Below are 18013 nucleotides of genomic sequence, written 5' to 3' on the forward strand. Positions count from 1 at the left end.
CGCCCCCTTTACACTCCCTTTACACGAGTTCATGTTCCGCCCCGTATCCACCGGGGGTGCTCCGCCAAGCGGGGCTGAGATGTGCGGGATGCCGCACGAACCCTTCAAAGCTGATCTGGGTAATTCCAGCGGAGCGAGGTCTCTAAGATGTTCATTGGCGCGCAAGTGTCCCTCTACCCCATGACGTCCGGTTTCGTGGACGTCATCATGTCCTCCCTCGGGGCGCTCGATCCCTACCGCGAGGATCTGAGGATCGAGACGGACGACATGTCCACCCTCATGGTCGGCCCGCCCGAGGCGCTGACGGGCGCGATGCGCGATCTCTTCGCCGCCGCGACCCGCTCGGGCGAGCACGTGACCATGCATGTCACCCTCTCCCGCGGCTGCCCCGGCGAGCCGGACGATCCCTCCTGCCATTGCGAGGCGCTGGTCGAGGCGCAGGACAAGTCGCTCGAGGAACGCCGCCGGATCGCCGCCGCCGCGGTGGCCGACGCGCCCGATCTCGGCGCGCCCATCGACGTGCAGTTTTCGCTCTACGTGCTGGGGCAGGATCGGCACATGGACGAGATCTACGGCTGCATCGATTTCCTCAAGGAGACCGGCGTCTTCCTCAAGTCGAAGAACTTCTGCACCCGGCTTCGGGGCGATGCGGGCGCTGTCTTCGCCGCGATCCGCGAGGCGTTCCTGCGCTTCGGGCCGGCCGAGGGTCACGTCACGATCGACCTGACGGCATCGGCGAACAGCCCCAGCCCCAAAGCCTCCGCGGCCTGAGCGCGGGAACGGGCTGTCCCTGACAGGGGCGGCCCCTTCCCGGCGCGATCCATCATGGCCGCATTCAGACATATCCTGCCGCCCCTCCTTCTGGCGCTGGCCGTCCTTCTCGCATGGGAAGGCTACTGCGCGGCCTCGGAGGTCTCGCCGCTGGTCCTTCCGGCACCGTCCGACATCGTCCGGGCGCTCTGGACGGAGCGCGGCCCGATCTCCGGGCACGCGCTCTCCACCCTTTCGGTCACGACCCTCGGCTTTTCCACCTCGGTCGTCTTCGCCTTCGCGGTCTCCGTCGCGCTGCACTTCACGCCGTGGCTGAAGCGGGGGGCGATGCCGCTCTTCGTGGCGAGTCAGACGGTGCCCATCGTCGCGCTCGCGCCCCTGATGGTGCTCTGGTTCGGCTTCGGGCTCCTGCCCAAGGTCCTCCTGGTCATCCTCGTGACGTTCTTTCCGATGCTCGTCAGCCTGCTCTCCGGCTACGCAGCAACACCGCAGGCCTTCCGCGATCAGCTCGTCTCGATGGGGGCGCGGCGGTGGGACGTGTTCCGGCGGGCGACGCTGCCCACGGCGCGGGAGCCCTTCTTCGCCGGGCTCAGGATTTCGGCGACCTACGCGGTCGTCGCCTCGATCTTCGCGGAATATGCCGGGGCGCGGCGGGGGCTCGGGATCTACATCCTCTCGGCCAAGAACAGTTTCCGCGCAGACCTGGTGCTGTCCGCGGTGGTGGTCTCGGCCACGCTCACGCTGCTCCTTCTGGGGCTCTTGCTGCTTGTCGAGCGACTGACCGGGCGCAGATATCGAAAGGCCGGCCATGTTGGCGCTTGAGGATCTCACCATTCGCATGGACGGGGCGGACCTGGTCCGGCGCGTCTCCCTGAGCCTCGAGGAAGGGCGCATCACCTGCCTGATCGGGCCGTCGGGCTGCGGCAAGACTTCCGTCGTCAAGTGGCTCGCGGGGGTCCTGCCGCCCGGGATGGAGGCCGACGGGCGCGCCAGTCTCGACGCCAGCCCCATCGCGACGCCGCACCCCGCGATTTCCTATCAGCCGCAGCAGGACACGCTCTTTCCCTGGCTGACCGTCGCCGAGAACGCCGCGATGGGGCTGGAGATCGCCGGCGCCTCCCGCGCCGAGGCGCGCGCCCGCGTCGCGCCGCTTTTCCCGGCCTTCGGCCTCGGCGGCTGGGAGGACCGGTTTCCGTCCGAACTCTCGGGCGGCATGCGCCAGCGCGCCGCCTTCCTGCGCACCATCGTCCAGGACAGCCGCTTCGTTCTGCTCGACGAGCCGTTCTCCGCCCTTGATGCGGTGACGCGGCTGCGGATGCAGGACTGGCTCTGCGCCCGGCTCGAGGAGACGCCCCGCGGCGTCCTGATGGTGACGCACGATCTGTACGAGGCGACGCAGATGGCGGACCGCATCCTCGTGATGGCGGCGAAGCCGGGCCGCATCATTCGCGACATTCCCATCGACACCCCCCGTTCGGGCCGGGACGAGGCCGCGCTGGCCCGGATCCGCACCGATCTCAAATCACTGCTTCTGGAGGACGAGACATGAAGACCACCGCCCCGATCCTGGCCGCGGCGCTCGCGCTGCCCCTGACCGCCCATGCGCAGCAGGAGGTGTCCCTCGCGCTCGACTGGACGCTGAACACCAACCATATCGGTTTCATCGTCGCCGAGGAGAACGGCTACTACGACGAGGCCGGCCTCGAGGTGGACATCCTGCCCTACTCGGATTCGTCCTCCACCGCGCTCCTCGCGGCAGGCGTTTCCGATTTCGCCTACATGTCCTCCTTGAGCTTCATCAGCACCCGTGCCGCCGAGGCGGACATCGTCGCGCTCTGGGTCACGATGCAGAAGGAGACGGGCCGGCTCGTCTACAGTGCGGACAACGACGACATCGACAGTCCCGCGGACCTCTCCGGCAAGACCTATGCCGGCTTCGGCACCAAGTGGGAGGATGCGCTGATCTCGACCATGATCGAGGCCGATGGCGGCGATCCGACCTTCGACACCGTGACCCTCGGCACCGGGGCCTACGAGGCGCTCGCGAACGGTTCCGTGGACTTCACGCTCGAAGTCTCGACCTGGGAAGGCGTCAACAGCGAGCTTCTGAACCGCAACCAGAAGTCCTTCACCTACGCCGATTACGGCATTCCCGAGCAGCAGAACGGCTACATCGGCACCACCGGAAGTTTCCTCGCGGAGAACCCTGATCTGGTCGCGAGCTTCATGAAGGCGACGCAGCGCGGCTACGCCTGGGCGGCCGAGAATCCCGAAGAGGCCGCGGACATCCTGATCGAGGCGGGCGATTTCCCGAACCCGGAGCTGGTGAAGGGCTCGATGGAGCTTATCGCCTCCGGCGGCTATCTCGATGCCGAGGGCATGGAGGTCGGCGAGATCGACGAGGCCAAGGTCGCCGGCATGGCGAACTTCCTCGCCGAAAGCGGCGTCCTGACCGGCGCGGATGGTGGGACGCTGGAGGAGATCGGGGACATCTCGGGCTGGTTCGATCAGAGCTGGATGGACGAGTGATCCTCAACGCCGTCGTCTTCGGCTTCGGATCCCACGAGGCGGCCTGGCGGCAGCCGGGCCTCTCGGCCACGGCGCCGCTGGAGCTGTCCCACTGGCTTGCCTGCGGGCGCGAGGCGGAGGCGGCAGGGTTCGACGGGCTCTTCCTGGGGGATATCATGTGCCTCCAGGACCGGCCCGCCGATCATCCCTCGGAGGCTCTCGACCCCTTCATGGTCCTCGCGGCTATCGCGGGGGCCACCGAGCGGCTTCGGCTGATCGGGACCGCCTCCACCAGCTTCAACCATCCCTATCATCTCGCCCGGCGCGTCCTTTCTCTGCACCACCTGACGGGCGGTCGCGCGGGGTGGAACGTCGTCACATCCTCCTACCCCCAGGAGGCCCGCATGTTCGGGCTGGACGAGATGCCGCCGACATCCGAGCGCTACGCCATGGCCGAAGAGGTCGTGGAGGCGGTGAAGGCGCTTTGGGAGGGGTGGGACGGCGTCACGCGCGTTGCAGACAAGGCGAGCGGACGCTGGCTGACCGGCGCCCCGCGCGAGGTGCAGGCACGGGGACGGTTCGGCGCGATGAAGGGTGCGCTCAACCTTTCCCCCGAGCCCTACGGATGGCCGCTCTTCGCGCAGGCGGGCTCCTCCCCCACCGGCCTCGCCTTCGCCGCGCGCCATGCCAGCCAGGTCTTCACCGTCCAGTCCGGGATCGCGGAGGCGCAGGCTTTCCGCGAGGAGGTGCGCCGTCTGGCGGGGGAGGCGGAGCGAGCGCCGGACGAGATCGCGGTCCTGCCGGGACTGGTTCCGGTCGTCGCCGGAACGCGGGAGGCGGCGGAGGCGCAGCTTCTGGAGATGACCGGGCACATGAACCTCGAGCACGTCCGCGCCAAGCTCGCCCGCTTCATCGGCCTGCCGCTGGACGGCTATGATCTGGATGCGCCCTTTCCGCATGCGCCGGACGATTTGGGCGAGAACACCTTCAGCAATTCACGCGCGCGCCTCCTCGTCCGGACCGCGGCGGAGGAGGGGCATACCCTCCGCCAGTCGCTCGCCCGGTTCGCGGCGGGGCACGGGCATCTTCTGGTGGTGGGCACGGGAGACGACGTCGCCGGCGTCATGCGCGAGTGGATCTCGGCGGGCGCCGCGGACGGTTTCAATGTCATGGCGCCGGTTCTTCCCGCCGGCATCGTGGCCTTCGGGGAGCACGTCATGCCGGCGCTGGACCGGGGCCGGCCGATTGGCGCCATGCCCTGAGTACATTCTGCCGGCGCGGGCCGGACGGCGGTTCGTCAAAATCCCCAGACCACAGTTTACGAAAGATATTCTTCCCGCTAGCTTTTATATTCCCTGTTTCAACGGGCAGCGCCCCGAATTTCTGAATCTTGGAGTTTGAAGGATGAACCAGAGTGCCGCCGAAGTCCTGCCCACTGGAGTTCGGGGGCTCGATGACGTCCTGCTTGGCGGCCTCATGCCCCGTGGCATCTATTTCATCGGTGGGGCTCCGGGGACGGGCAAGACGACGCTCGGTCTTCAGTTTCTGATCGAGGGACGCGACAGGGGAGAGAAAACGCTCTTCGTGACCCTCTCCCAGAGCGAGAGTGACCTGAATCGCGTCGCAGCATCGCACGGGTTCGATCTGGACGGAATCGAGATCGAGGCAGTTCCAGCCGTGCAGATGGCCGATGCGCCCGGCCTTCGGCAGACGGTGCTGAACCCGGACGATGCGGACCTCTCCGCCGCGATCGCCACGCTCAACGAGATCGTGGGCCAGTCGAAGGCCGAACGGGTCGTCATCGATTCGCTGTTCGAGATCAGGCTGCTCGCTCATGATGCGCTGACCTATCGCCGCGAATTGCTGCTGCTGCGGAACGTCGTCGCGAGCATCGGGGCGACGGCCCTCATGCTCGATTACAGCGACGGCGACCTCGGGGACCGGCAGATCGAGGGCCTGGTGAACGGCGCGATCATGCTGGAACAGGACAATCCCGACTATGGCACGACGATCCGGCGCCTGCACGTTTCCAAGATGCGTGGCCGCAAGTTCATCGAAGGCCATCACAATCTCACCATTCGGACCGGCGGCCTCGCCGTCTTCCCCCGCGTGGTGCCCGGTGCGACGCGGGAGCACGCGACCAGCGCGGAGGTCGCCAGCGGCATCCCGGGACTGGACCAGATGATGGCGGGCGGTCTTGCCCTCGGTACGACATGTCTGATCACCGGGGAGTCGGGGACGGGCAAATCCACCCTCAGCACCGCCTATGCCAGCGCCGCGGCAGAAGGCGGGAGCACGGCGGCGATGTTCCTCTTCGAGGAGCGTCTCGGCGTCTTTCGCCAGCGCTCCACCGATCTCGGGTTCGACATCCGCGAGATGGAGGAGGACGGACGGCTCCACCTGCGCCATTTCGATCCGGCCGAGAAGTCCCCCGGCGAATTTCTGCAATCCGTCGTCGATCTGGTAGAGAAGGAATCCGTCGACGTCGTCGTCATCGACAGCCTGAGCGGCGCTCTCGCCGCCCATCCCGCCGGCAGTGACATGATCACGCAGATGCAGTCGCTGCTGTCATACCTGTCGCGTCAGGGCGTCCTGACCATCGTGACCCTGACGGAGGCCGGGCGGCTCGGCGGCGAACTTTCCCCCGCCATCCAGATCGGCTGTTTCGCGGACAGCGCGATCCTGCTGCGAAACGAGCGGGTGGACGATGAACTTCGGCGGACGCTCCTGGTGCTGAAGAAGCGGCAGGGAGATCACGAGACGCGGGTGCGGACCCTCCTGATCGGGGACCGGAGCGTCGATGTCGTGTCCGCTTCCGAGGCAAGACGCTCCAAACCCCACCTTTCGGTGATGTGAGCCGATATGGACGGACCGCCGGAGGACATCGGACGCGAGACAACGGCGCGCCGCGTTGTCATCCACGCCCCCTTCGGGCGGGACGCCTTCGTCCTGCGTGAGCTGGTCGAGGCGGCGGGCCTGATCCCGGTACCAGCAGACGATCCGGATACGCTGCACGGTATCCTTGCCGGTGATTGCGGCGTGCTTCTCGTTACCGAGGAAGGTCTGGGACCCAGGACGGGCGCGATGCTTGCGGATGCGCTCGCAGACCAGCCGATCTGGTCCGCTCTCCCGGTGCTGGCGCTTCTGTCCGACGTCTCCCGCCCGCCTCCCGCTCTCGCGGCGCTCGAGGCGTGCGGCGCCAGGGTCGAGGTCATCGTCCTGGAACGCCCCTGCAGCGCGGTGACGATCAGCTCAGCGCTTCGCTCGCAGTCCCTCTCGCGGGAACGTCAGCACAAGGTGAGGGACCAGATCGCGGAGCTGGCCGAGAGCCGGTCCCATCTGCGGTTCCTCCTCGCCGAGCTGGACCACCGCTCGAAGAACCTTCTGTCCAAGGTGCTGAGCATCCTCAGCCTCACCCGGCGCGAGGCGACGGATCTCGACAGCTTCGCGGCGGCCTTCGACTCGCGCGTGCGGGCGCTGGCGGCGGCCCACGACCTCCTGGGCGGCGGAGACGCGGCGCCGGCCTCCATCAGGGCGCTCGTGGAGCGGGCGCTGGCCGCCTATCTCGGCGATAACGGGAAGAGGATCGAGTACGAGGGGCCGGATCTGACGCTCTGGTCCAAGGGCGCCATGACGCTGGCGATGGCTCTTTACGAGCTGGCGACAAATGCTGCGAAATACGGCGCGCTCAGCCGGCCCGAGGGGCGCGTGGCCCTGACGTGGCGCGTCGAGGGAGACCCGGCCGAACTCTTCATCGAATGGCGCGAAAGCGGCGGACCGCGCGTCGCCGTGCCGACGCGGAGCAGTTTCGGCACGGATCTTCTGCGCACCATTACTCCCGCCGATCTGAACGGGGAGGCCGAGATGATCTATGCTCCGGACGGCCTCATCTGGCGCCTGCGCGCCCCCTACCTGCACGAACGCGACGAGACGCGCTGACCCGGGGCCGGTACTCCGGGGGCGTGATCGAGGGCCGCGCGGCGACGTCGAGTTTCCCCCGGCGCGCAATTGGTATACCTTCCTACAGATGGAGGGTCTGGTGCGTCCTTGGGCGTCCGGACCGGGAGAAGCGAGGCCAAAGACAGCCTCGAGAAGGAGAAATCATGACGAGACCTACCGCATTTGCCATGACATTCGTGGCCGCGACCATCTGTGCCGCGCCCATCGCCATGGCGCAGCAGGCGCCCGCGAGCACCGGCACCGTCACGTTCGACGCCGAGCTCGAAAGCGATGCGCTGACCTGGACGCCGCTCTACTCGGTGTATCTGCCGCCGGCCTACGAGGAGAATGACCGCGCCTACCCGGTGATCTACCTGATGCCGGGCGGTGCCGGTCAGACGCACCGCGACTGGTTTCTCAAGGGCGGTGCGGCGGAGACATTCGACCGGCTGATCGGTTCGGGCGAGGTGCCGCCCTTCATAGCCATCGTCCCCGATCCGCGCCGCACGCCGCAGCCCCAGTTCAACACCTACTACCTCAACGATGCGGACGGCGAAGTCCGATACGAGGACATGTTCGTGCAGGACCTGATCCCGCACGTGGAGGAGACCTACCGCGTCCTCGCCGAAGAGGAGTATCGCGGGATCATCGGCCTCTCCATGGGCGGCTTCGCGGCGCTGGCCTATTCGATGAAGTATCCGGACATGTTCACGGCTGCGGCCGCCCTGAGCCCGGCGATCCGCACCGATCCGCAGATGCTCGCCATGGACCAGGCGGGATGGGATCGCCGCTACGGCATGATCTGGGGCGAGGGCCTCGAGGGAGAGGAGCGCCTGAACGAGAAGTACCGCGCCGATAGTGTCTTCGCGATGATCGAGGATGCGGATGCCGAGACGCTGGGGGCCACCGAGTACTTCATCGATGTGGGCTCCGACGACGTGTTCTTCGAGGGCAGCGTCCTGCTTCACAACATGCTCCGCTCCGAAGGGACCTCCGAACGGACCTTCGCCAGCGATCACCGCTTCATGGTGCGCGAGGGCGGCCACGTCTGGTCCTACTGGCGTGAGGGCCTGCCGGAGGCTGTCCGGTTCGTGATGGGCGTCATGCAGAACTGACACCAAGGGGCGCGGCGACGCGAAAGGGCCGTTGCCCGGGGCGGCCCTTGATCCCCGCGGGGCATCGAAGCCGCGCCGCCGCGCCTTATATGAATCGATCGACCCTGCACGAACCCGAGCCGAAAGATCCGTGATATTGCCTGACGCCAGCCCGCCCGCCACTTCGGTCCGGGCCACGCTCCGCCTCGCTGCATGGGGTCTGGCCGCTGCGCTGACCGCGATCGGTCTGATCCGTGGCGATTTTCTGCTCGCCATCGCAGCGGCCGGCGCCATCGCGATGGGCGCGCTCGGGCCGCTCTACACCTGGATCTCCGGCATTCGCCTGCCGAAAGGTCTCGCGACCGGCATCCTCGTCTTCTGCCTCGCCTGTTTCGTCGCCGGTGAATGGGGCGGGCTGTACGAGGTGGGGCCGGAGGCATCCCTTTCCCACGTCTGGGACAAGGGCCTGCACGCCATCGCCTCCGCGGTGCTGGCCGTGACGGGCTGGGCGCTGGTCCTTCTGTTGACGGCCGGCGGTCCGCCGCGCATGCCGCTCTGGATCGGTTCGGTGCTGGCGGTGGGACTGGCGGCGCTGGTGGGCGCAGGGTGGGAGCTCTTCGAATTCACCGTCGACGCTCTCTTCGGCACGAATGCGCAGCGCTCCGGCCTGCCGGACACGATGGGAGACGTGGCGGCGAATCTCGCCGGGGCGACATGGGGGGCCGTTGCCGTGCAGATCCATCTGCGCACCGGAGCACGCCTTCCGTTCGCGGCGCTTTTGAGCGAAGCCTGCGCCGCCAACCCCCTGATCTTTCCGGAGTGGACCGGCGCGCCCTTCGCCGCCGACGCGGCCCGAGCGCCCCTGTCCGCCCTGTCCGCGCACCCCGAGGAGACCACGGCCAAATGAGCGATCTGATCCCGGCCTGGCGCGACGGCCGCCTAGAGCCGGTCGACAAGCTGCAGGTTCATCGCGAGGGGCTGCGCCACAAGGCCGTCTCCGTCTTCGTCAATTGCGGGCGGGAGACGCTGATCCAGCGCCGGGCCGCCGGCAAGTATCACACGCCGGGCCTCTGGGCGAATGCCTGCTGCACCCATCCGGGATGGGACGAGGCGCCTGAGGAGTGCGCCCGGCGCCGCCTGGGTGAAGAACTCGGGATCGCACCGGGCGCGCCGCTGACCCACCGGGGGCAGGTGACCTACCGTGCCGATGTCGGGCAGGGACTCGTGGAGCACGAGGTGGTGGAGATCTACACGACCGAACTGGCGCGCCCGGCCGAGCCCCGCCCGGACCCGGAGGAGGCGGACGCCACGCGCTGGATCGACTGGACGGCGCTCGACCGGGAAATCGCTGCAGAACCGGGGCGGTTCACACCGTGGCTGCGGATTTACCTCTCCCGGCACCGCGATCTGGTGATGTCATGAGCGGGGAGGCTCTGGAGGCGGCGCGCGTGGACGTGGCCGCCGCGGCGCAGGCACTCGGCGGGCAGCGCGGCTCAGGGGCGGCGGAGGCGCCGGATCTCGGCGCCCGGCGGGCCGACCTGGCGGCTCTCGCCCGCGCCGTGAAGGAGGCACGCGAGGAGATCGTCGAGGTCGTTTCCGCCGATTTCGGCCATCGGCCCCGGCAGGAGACCCTTCTGACCGAGGTCGCGATGGTGCTCGAGGCCGTTCGCCACGCGCGCGGCAATCTGAGACGCTGGATGCGGTCGCGGCGGGTGATCCTGCCGCCACATCTTCTTCCCTCGCGCGGGACGATCCGGCGGGAGCCGCTGGGTCTCGTCGGCATCCACGCGCCCTGGAACTACCCCGTGCAGCTTGCACTCATCCCGCTCGTCGCCGCGCTTGCGGGGGGCAACCGGGTCATCCTTCATCCTTCGGAACACACGCCCCGGACGTCGGATCTGCTCGCCCGGCTCCTGCACGAGACCCTGCCGGAGCGGGTCCGCGTCGTGACGGGCGGGGCGGAGGTCGGGCAGGCGCTGGCGGAGATGGAGCTGGGCGCGCTCTTCTTCACCGGCTCCACCGCGACGGGCCGGAAGGTGATGGAGGCGGCCGCGAAGACCCTGACGCCCGTCATCCTCGAACTCGGCGGAAAGTCCCCCGCAATTCTCCGAGCGGACGCGGATCTCGACGAGGCCGCTTCGTCCATCGCGGCCGGAAAGCTCCTCAATGCCGGGCAGACCTGCATCGCGCCCGACTACGTTCTGGTTCCGCGGGAGGAGATGGGGGCGTTCGAGGCGGCTTTGCGCAAGGCGTCCGCGCGGCTCTATCCCGATCCGGGCGGCAGCGATTTTGCCACGATCGCGCGGCCGGCGGATCGTGCGCGGCTTGCCGAGATGACGGCAGGGCCGGAGGCGCGCCCGCTGATGGATCCGATGCCGGAGGCGCCGCGGATGGGTTTCTGGGCCCTGATCGACCCGCCGGCGGATCACCCGTCGATGACGGAGGAGATCTTTGGCCCCATCCTCCCGCTCGTCCCCTACGACACCGAGGCCGAGGCTCGCGCCTACGTCTCCGCCCGGCCCGTGCCGCTGGCGCTCTATGTCTACGGCCGGGACGAAACGGCGGCACTGGCGGACGTCGCGGCGTTGCGGTCGGGCGGCGCGATGGTCAACGAGGCGGTGCAGCATGTCGCCGTGATGTCCCTGCCGTTTGGCGGTCAGGGCGAGAGCGGGATGGGCGCCTATCACGGGGAGGAGGGGTTTCGCGCCTTCACCCGGCCGCGCTCGGTCGTCGTCGCCCGCCGCTCGCTCGCGCGCATGGTGCGGCCGCCCTACGGCAAGCGGATCGAACAGGTGCTCAAGGTTCTGCTGCGCTGAGGCTCTAGATCCCGTAACTCCGGCCGCGCCACGTCGCCCGCTTGCCGCGCCATGCGCGCGACAGGGCGGTCCACTGGATCGCCAGCACGATCAGGACACCGACGGGGTGCAGCGCAACGGACAGCCAGGGCTGATCCAGACGCCGCGCCATCGCGGCCCGTGCCCCGAGGACCGCGATCACTGAGGCTGCGGAGAGGAGCGCGGCCACACTGGCGCCTGTGACAAGCGCCGAGGCGAGGGTGAGCCACGGCATGACGTGTCCGCCGAAGAGGAGCAGCGTCCAGACGGGCAGGGCGCGAGGTGTCGCCATTCCCTCCGTCGCGTTTTTCAGAAAGCCCTCCCAGATGTCCGGAAACGTTTCGTACATCCGGCAGGCGGCGATCGGCGTGGCATCCGTCAGGTCGGTTCGCCCACCGCTCGCCCGCACGTTCCGTGGCAGGTTCAGCCCGTCATGCATCCGGCCCGCAAACGCCGCGTGACCACCGGCGGCGTCGTAGGCCGCACGGCGCACCATCAGGAGCTGTCCGCAGCCGGCGCCGAAGGAGGGGTCTGGCCGCGCCCGCGCCATCGGCAGGGGCAGATAGCCGAGGAGGGTGGTGAATATCTGCGGGATGACGATGCGCTCGGCCATGCTGCCTGTGATCTGGCGCGGGAAGCCCGAGACGAGGTCGAGCTCCTGCGTCTCCATCTCGCCGGCGAGACGCAATGCGGCGTCCTCGGACAGGCGCACGTCGGCATCGACGAAGAGAAGGAGCGGCTGCCGGGCGGCGTTGCCAAGTTGATGGCAGGCATGGGTCTTTCCGATCCAGCCCTCCGGCAGGCTCGCGCCGTTCAGGATGCGGATGCGGTGATCGGCAGCGGCGCGCCCCGCCAGGATCCGGGGCGTTGCGTCCGTGGAGCCGTCATCGAGCACGACGACCTCGACGTCCACCCCGGTCTGCGCCAGGGCACCGTCGAGGGCCGCGCCGATGTTTGCCTCCTCGTCACGCGCCGGGATCAGTATGGAGATTGCGGGCCGGCCGCTCGCTCCGGCCTGAGGCGGCGCAAGGACGCGCAAGTTCGCGGCGACCATGCCGGCGAAGAGTAGAGCGAGGGCAAGCCCCGCGATCGAGAGCGCGAGGAGGATCACCGCTCGCTCCCCGGCGCGTGGTCCGGCTCGTAGGGGCGCCCCGTCGCGGCGGCGCGGGCGCGCTGCCAGAGGCCGTAGATCCCGCCCGTGCCGCGCGTTCCGCCGATCAGTGTCTCGAAGGACGCGGGGTCGCGTGCCATGGCGCGCGCGGCGAGATCGTCGGCCGTGCGGGTCAGGGCGTCCTCCAGCTTCGGCGCAAGGACGCCCGCATCGTCGCCCGGTTCGGCCTCGACCGGGTCCCCGAAGGCCAAGAGCGCCTCAGGCCGCTTCTCCGTCCAGAAGGGGTATTCAAGCGCCATCGGCAGCGCGACGAGGCCCGGGACGCGGGCCATCAGATGCGCGGCGCCGGGGCGAAGGCCGAGCGGGCGTGAGCGGGGGTCGGCAAAGCGCCCCTGCGCGGTGATCCACATCACCCGGTCGGGCGCATTGAGGATCGCGCTGCCCCGCCTGAGGAAGGCGGCCGCGCCGCGGGCGCTTTCCTGATCGACACCGAAGAGCCCGATCCGGCCCATGAAGCGGTACTTCTCCAGCATCGCGGCGTCGATCGGTCCGAATGCGAGGCGGCCCGGGAAGAATAGGCCGTGCACCGAGATGAACACGGCCGGGTCCCACCACGATGGATGGTTGGTGAAGACCATGACCGGACGGTCCGCATCCAGCTCCGGAAGTCCGGGCCGCGCAAGCCGCAGGGCGCGGAAGTGTCCGGCCACCTGCCGCCGCATGACTCCCTGGAAGAAGCGCGCCATGCGTTCGGAGCGGCGGCGGACGGGGTCGTCCTCACTCGGCTGCGACATCCGTCCGCCTGTCCGCCACCGCGGCGCCGCCTGCATCCTGATCGAGCGTGTCCGCCGCGATCCAGCCGGACATCAGCGCCATCGGCATGCCCGGCCCAGGATGGGCGGAGCCCCCTGCGAGGTAGAGCCCGGGCACCTGCCGCGAGCGGTTGCCCGGCTTGAAGGCGCCGAGAACCTTGCCGTGGCTGGCGAGGCCGTAGATCGCCCCCTGAAGCACGTTGTAGCGGTCGTGGATGTCCTGCGGGGTGAGGCTGCGCTCGACGACGATGCGCTCCTCGATATCCTCCATCCCCGCGCAGCGCCCGAGCTTGTCGAGGATGGTGCGGCGGTAGGCCGGCAGCATCTTCGCCCAGTCCTGCCCGTCGCGGATGTAGGGGGTGTGGACGAGAACGTAGAGCGCCTCCCCGCCCTCTGGGGCCACGCCGGGTTCGGTCCGGGCCGGGGCGGCGAGATACGCGGTCGGATCCTGCGCGGGTTCGCCCCGGTCGTAGATCGCGGCGAACTCCTCCTCCGGGTCCCGCGAGAAGACGAAGTTGTGGTGCGCGAGGTGCTCGTAGGCCCGGTCGAGCCCCAGATAGAGCACGACGCCGGAGCAGGCCGGCTCCCGTTTCCGGGTCTTGGCGAAGCTCTTCCAGACATCGCCGCCGATGAGCTCGCGGTAGGTGCGAACGCTGTCCATGTTGGACACGACACGCTCCGCCGGGATGCGCTCGCCGGCTTCGGTCACGACGGCACAGGTGCGGCCGTTCTCGGTCTCGATGCGGGACACGCCGCAGCCTGTGCGGATATCGACGCCGAGCTCACCCGCGAGCCGCTCCAGCGCGAGCGGGACCGCACGGGTGCCGCCCATCGGATACCAGACCCCCTCGCCCTGCTGCATCTGCGCGATGCCGCAAAGGACTGCGGGGGAGGCGAGCGGCGAGGAGCCGACATACTGGATGAAGTGCTCCAGCATCTGCGCGACGCGCTTGTCCTTCACGTCCTTCTTGATCTGGCCGGCGACGGTGCGGTGCATCCTCAGGGCCATCACGTCGGACAGCGTGCCGAGGTTCATGTTCGCCTTGAGGTTCATCGTGTCCTTCAGATCCTCGACGCTCTTCCAGAAGAAGAACTTGTCGGAGACGTCGGACAGCCGCCTTGCGACGTCCATGAACCGTTCGAACCCTGCGCGGTCCTCGGGGGAGAGCTCGCCGATGGCCTTCGCGGCCTCCGCCGGGTCGTCCTTCAGATCGAGAACAGCGCCGTCCTCGTAGAAGCAGCGCCATTGCGGGTCGAGGCGGCGGAGGTCGATCTCGTCATGCAGGTTGCGCCCCGCCTCGGCGAAGATCCTCTCCAGCACCCGCGGCATGGTCAGGATGGTCGGCCCCATATCGAACCGGAAACCGCCTTCCTCGAGCACGGCGGCCTTGCCACCGAGCCACTCGTTGCGCTCCAGAAGGGTGACCGCATGGCCCCGCGCGGCGAGGGTGCAGGCGGCGGCGAGGCCGCCGAGGCCCCCCCCGATGACGATGGTGCGGCTCATTCGGCGGCCTCCTGCGTGGCTGTCTTCGGCAATGTCGTGGTCAGATCCCCGGCGCCCGGCAATCCGAGGTCTTCGGCGCAGAGGCGGCTGGCGATGCGGGCGCTCTCGAAGATGGTCGGCAGGCCGGAGCCCGGATGCGTACCGCCGCCTGTGAGATACACCCCGTCAATATCCTCGAAGCGGTTGCGCGGGCGCATGTGCAGCATCTGCCCCAGATTGTGGGCGAGGTTGAATGTCGCGCCTTCGTAAACGGCCATCTTGGAGCGCCAGTCGTCCGGGGTGAACATCTTCTCGTAGCGGATCAGGGGGCGGATGTCCCGCCCCGCCAGCTTGGCGACGCGATCGAGGATCTTCTCGCGGAAGGAGGGGGCGAGCGCGTCCCAGTCGACGCCGCCGGTCAGATTGCCGACGGGGGCGAGGATGTAGAGCGCCGAATGGCCTTCGGGCGCCAGGGTCGGATCCGTGCGGGACGCGTTCTGGATGTAGATCGTCGGGTCCTCGGGAGCCTGACCGGCGTCGATCTCGGCCACGTTGCGCGCGTAGTCGGACGAGAAGGCGATGGTATGGTGCTGGAGGTCGAGCTTATCCTCGAGACCGAGATAGAGCATGAAGGTCGAGCACGAATAGTCCTTCGCGGCGAGCTTCTTGTCCGTCCAGCGGCGGCGCTTCTCGTCCGGGACCAGTGTCGTCATCGCATGGGCGAAGTCGGCGTTCATCACCACGGCGTCAGCCTCGTAGGAGCCCTTCGCGGTGACGGCTCCCGTCGCGCGGCGTCCCGACATGGAGAGCCTCTCCACCGGCTCGCCGAGGCGCACGTCGACGCCCATCTCCACGGCGACGCGCATCATCGCCGCCGTTATGGCGTTGCAGCCGCCCTTGGGGTGGAAGACGCCGAAGCCGTACTCCACGTGGGCGATGATGGTGAAGAGGGACGGGCACTTGAACGGCGACATGCCGAGGTATTTCGACTGGAAGGAGAACGCGACGCGGACGTCGGGATCGTCGAACCAGCGGTGCAGCTCCCCGTCCACCGTCGACCAGGGGCGGAACTTGGGGAGCGCCTTGATCATGTCACCGCGCATCACGTCGCGCGGACCGAGGAAGGGGCGCTGGAGGATCGGCCGGAAGGCATCGAACTTGGCGCGGTTCTCCTCGAGATAGGCGGCGACCTTCCCGGCATCCTTCGGACTGAGGCGGGCGATTTCCGCGGCCAGCCTCTCGGGGTCCGGCGTTGCGTCCACCTTCCGGCCGTCGTCGAACTGGAGGCGGTACATCGGATCGAGTCGGATCAGCTCGACCTCGTCATCGAAGTCGCGCCCGCACACGGAGAAGATCTCCCGCAGAATTTCGGGGTAGAGGAAGAACGTCGGGCCGATGTCGAAGGTGTAGCCGTCCTCGCGGATCGCGCCGGTCCGGCCGCCGGGGGTGTCTTCCTTCTCGAGAAGCGTTACCTCTGCCCCGGCGGCGCGCAGGAGCATTGCCGTGGCAAGGCCGCCAGGGCCCGCGCCGACGACGAGAACCCGGCGTCCGGCGGCTGCGACTGCTTCGGCGGCAGTGATGTCTAATGGCGCGGTATCGTTTGCCACCGGCGTCTCCGTGTTTAACTTGGGTCGCAGGCCGGTCCGAACGGGACCCTGCCGGCGTCTATGGGGAGCAGATAGGTCGCGAATGCTGGACGACATGGGAAAAAACGTCGCGACACCGGGCGATAGCGTGAAGCTTCCCGTGCCGCGGCGCGCGCCGGAGAACTTCCCCGTCGCCTCCAGGCTGCTCCCGGCATCCCTGCGACCCTCCGTCGCGGCCTTCTACGATGTGGTCCGCGCGGCCGACGATCTGGCCGACGATCCGGCCCTGCCGAGGGACGAGAAGCTCGCGGGCCTCGATGCCATCGAGGATGCCCTGAACGGCGCGCCGTGGCCGCCGGTGGATCGCCTTCGAGCTGCATTGGGCGCGATCGGCAGGCAGGGTGCGATGGGGCACGTGCGGACGATGCTCGGCGCCTTCCGCGCCGATGCGAGAGGAGAGACCTGTTCGGACTGGGATGACCTGCTGGCCTATTGCGATCTGTCCGCCGTGCCCGTCGGCCGCTTCCTGCTCGACCTGCACGGGGAGACATCCTTCGCCGCGCGGACGGCGTCCGATGATCTGTCGACCGCGCTCCAGATCCTCAACCACATCCAGGACATGGGCGCGGACCGGGCTACGCTCGGCCGTCTCTACCTGCCCGAGACGCTGATCGTGGAGGCCGGTGCGACCACGTCCGATCTTCGCCGCCCCGCGCTTACGCCTGCCCTGCGCGGCGCGGTGGACGAGGCACTCGCCCGGACGGACGCATTGCTGGACCGCGCGAGCCCGCTTCCCGCTCTTCTGTCGGCGCGGGGCCTCGCGGCGGAGGCGGCGGCGATCCTGTCGCTCGCCCGCGCGCTTCTGCGCAGGCTGAAGGCCGGGGACATGCTGGCCGGTCGCGTGACGGCGCGGCGAAGCGACTGGGCCCGTGCCGGGCTTGCCGGTCTGACGCGCCTGGCTCGTCCGGGGCCGCGCAGGACACAGGCCGCGTGAACGTCGCGGACCCCAGATTTTGCAACGATGCGCCTGCCATCCTCGGCCCTGCGCGCGACCTGTCGCCCGCGGAGGTCGTCTCCGCGTCCGGCTCGTCCTTCCGGGCCGGTATGCGTCTTTTGCCGAAGGAGCGCCGACGCGCCATTCTCGCCGTCTATGCCTTCGCCCGCGCCGTGGACGACATCGCCGATGGGCCCGAGACGCGGGAGGTACGGCGCGCCGGCCTCGATGCCTGGCTGGCGGAGCTGGACCGCGCCGAAGCCGGTTGCCCGGTAACTCCCATCGGGCGGGAACTGGCCCGTGCCATGGCCCGCTACGATCTGCCCCGCGCGGAGTTCGACCTCCTGGTGGCGGGCATGGCGATGGATCTCGACGCCATCGTCGGCCCGGATCGCGCCACGCTGGAGACGTATATCCGGGGTGTCGCCGGGGCGGTCGGCCTTCTGTCGATGCGCATCTTCGGGGCGTGGCGGGGTGAGCCGTCGCGGCGCTTCGCCCTGTCCCTCGCGCGGGCCCTGCAACTGACGAACATTTTGAGGGACATCGAAGAGGATGCGGGGATGGGCCGGATCTACCTGCCCGCGGATCTCCTGGCGAAGGCGGGTCTCGCCGGCGATCCCGGCCTGATCGCGACCGCTGATCTCGGGGATGTCCGCGCGAGCCTGGCGCAGGAGGCGCGGCGGGACTTCGCCGCGGCGCGCGCCGAGATCGCCGCCCATTCGCGCCTGCGCCTCGCGCCCGCACTGCTGATGATGGGGCCTTACGAGCGCCTGCTGTCCCGGATCGAAGCCGCGCCCCATGCGCCGCCGGCGCCCCGGAGCGACTGGGGAAAAGCGCTCGACGGTCTTGCCTGCCTGATCAGACCCGGCAGGGCTTGAGCT

17 protein-coding genes and 1 riboswitch are annotated in these 18013 nt (G+C 68.8%); of the genes, 13 read left to right on the top strand and 4 right to left on the bottom strand.

The window, feature by feature from the left end; translation table 11 throughout:
* The first annotated feature begins 42 nt into the window (after positions 1–42).
* Positions 43–154: riboswitch (TPP riboswitch) on the top strand.
* The 11 genes from DQG15_RS14900 to DQG15_RS14950 all read left to right on the top strand — a co-directional run bounded on the left by DQG15_RS14900 (position 148) and on the right by DQG15_RS14950 (position 11128).
* Positions 148–771: a YkoF family thiamine/hydroxymethylpyrimidine-binding protein gene (locus DQG15_RS14900; RefSeq protein WP_116086572.1), complete on the top strand. Its 624-nt coding sequence runs from the start codon at positions 148–150 to the stop codon at positions 769–771. Its footprint overlaps the riboswitch before it by 7 nt.
* 54 nt (positions 772–825) lie before the next feature.
* Positions 826–1593, top strand: coding sequence for an ABC transporter permease (locus DQG15_RS14905; RefSeq protein ID WP_116086574.1), 768 nt, complete (start codon positions 826–828; stop codon positions 1591–1593).
* Positions 1580–2320: an ABC transporter ATP-binding protein gene (locus DQG15_RS14910; RefSeq protein ID WP_116086576.1), complete on the top strand. Its 741-nt coding sequence runs from the start codon at positions 1580–1582 to the stop codon at positions 2318–2320. The genes DQG15_RS14905 and DQG15_RS14910 overlap by 14 nt, the downstream gene beginning before the upstream one ends.
* On the top strand, positions 2317–3300 hold the full coding sequence (locus tag DQG15_RS14915; RefSeq protein ID WP_116086578.1) for an ABC transporter substrate-binding protein: 984 nt from the start codon (positions 2317–2319) through the stop codon (positions 3298–3300). The genes DQG15_RS14910 and DQG15_RS14915 overlap by 4 nt, the downstream gene beginning before the upstream one ends.
* A complete protein-coding gene (locus DQG15_RS14920; protein ID WP_157969015.1) occupies positions 3297–4541 on the top strand; it encodes an NtaA/DmoA family FMN-dependent monooxygenase in 1245 nt (414 codons plus the stop codon). The genes DQG15_RS14915 and DQG15_RS14920 overlap by 4 nt, the downstream gene beginning before the upstream one ends.
* 142 nt (positions 4542–4683) lie before the next feature.
* Complete coding sequence (locus DQG15_RS14925; protein WP_116086582.1) at positions 4684–6135, top strand: ATPase domain-containing protein; 1452 nt, start codon at positions 4684–4686, stop codon at positions 6133–6135.
* A gap of 6 nt (positions 6136–6141) precedes the next feature.
* A complete protein-coding gene (locus tag DQG15_RS14930; RefSeq protein ID WP_116086584.1) occupies positions 6142–7218 on the top strand; it encodes a sensor histidine kinase in 1077 nt (358 codons plus the stop codon).
* 164 nt (positions 7219–7382) lie between these two features.
* A complete protein-coding gene (locus tag DQG15_RS14935) occupies positions 7383–8333 on the top strand; it encodes an esterase family protein (RefSeq protein WP_157969016.1) in 951 nt (316 codons plus the stop codon).
* Positions 8334–8469: 136 nt separating this feature from the next.
* A complete protein-coding gene (locus DQG15_RS14940; RefSeq protein ID WP_198665169.1) occupies positions 8470–9219 on the top strand; it encodes a hypothetical protein in 750 nt (249 codons plus the stop codon).
* Entirely contained in the window at positions 9216–9734 is a 519-nt protein-coding gene (gene idi, locus DQG15_RS14945; protein ID WP_116086588.1) for an isopentenyl-diphosphate Delta-isomerase, read from the top strand. Before DQG15_RS14940 ends, idi begins: the two co-directional genes overlap by 4 nt.
* On the top strand, positions 9731–11128 hold the full coding sequence (locus DQG15_RS14950) for an aldehyde dehydrogenase family protein (RefSeq protein ID WP_116086590.1): 1398 nt from the start codon (positions 9731–9733) through the stop codon (positions 11126–11128). The genes idi and DQG15_RS14950 overlap by 4 nt, the downstream gene beginning before the upstream one ends.
* Before the next feature lie 4 nt (positions 11129–11132).
* On the opposite strand, the gene DQG15_RS14955 is transcribed toward DQG15_RS14950, so the two are convergent.
* Genes DQG15_RS14955 through crtI form a run of 4 tightly spaced genes read right to left on the bottom strand, consistent with a single transcriptional unit; the run spans position 11133 to position 16159 of the window.
* Positions 11133–12257 (bottom strand): glycosyltransferase family 2 protein, encoded by a 1125-nt coding sequence (locus DQG15_RS14955; protein ID WP_232830876.1) that lies wholly within the window; start codon positions 12255–12257, stop codon positions 11133–11135.
* Positions 12254–13051, bottom strand: coding sequence for a lysophospholipid acyltransferase family protein (locus tag DQG15_RS14960; protein ID WP_116086592.1), 798 nt, complete (start codon positions 13049–13051; stop codon positions 12254–12256). Before DQG15_RS14960 ends, DQG15_RS14955 begins: the two co-directional genes overlap by 4 nt.
* The gene (locus DQG15_RS14965; RefSeq protein WP_116086594.1) at positions 13035–14573 is read right to left on the bottom strand and encodes an NAD(P)/FAD-dependent oxidoreductase; all 1539 of its coding nucleotides are present in this window, start codon (positions 14571–14573) and stop codon (positions 13035–13037) included. The genes DQG15_RS14960 and DQG15_RS14965 overlap by 17 nt, the downstream gene beginning before the upstream one ends.
* Positions 14570–16159, bottom strand: coding sequence for a phytoene desaturase family protein (gene crtI / locus DQG15_RS14970; RefSeq protein ID WP_232830877.1), 1590 nt, complete (start codon positions 16157–16159; stop codon positions 14570–14572). Before crtI ends, DQG15_RS14965 begins: the two co-directional genes overlap by 4 nt.
* A 94-nt stretch (positions 16160–16253) precedes the next feature.
* Between crtI and DQG15_RS14975 the strand changes: the two genes are divergently transcribed.
* The gene (locus DQG15_RS14975) at positions 16254–17132 is read left to right on the top strand and encodes a squalene/phytoene synthase family protein (RefSeq protein ID WP_232830878.1); all 879 of its coding nucleotides are present in this window, start codon (positions 16254–16256) and stop codon (positions 17130–17132) included.
* The gene (locus tag DQG15_RS14980; protein WP_232830879.1) at positions 17129–18010 is read left to right on the top strand and encodes a squalene/phytoene synthase family protein; all 882 of its coding nucleotides are present in this window, start codon (positions 17129–17131) and stop codon (positions 18008–18010) included. The genes DQG15_RS14975 and DQG15_RS14980 overlap by 4 nt, the downstream gene beginning before the upstream one ends.
* Positions 18011–18013: the final 3 nt, after the last annotated feature.

The sequence above is a fragment of the Tropicimonas sp. IMCC34011 genome (assembly GCF_003390865.1).
Taxonomy (GTDB): Bacteria; Pseudomonadota; Alphaproteobacteria; order Rhodobacterales; family Rhodobacteraceae; genus Tropicimonas_B.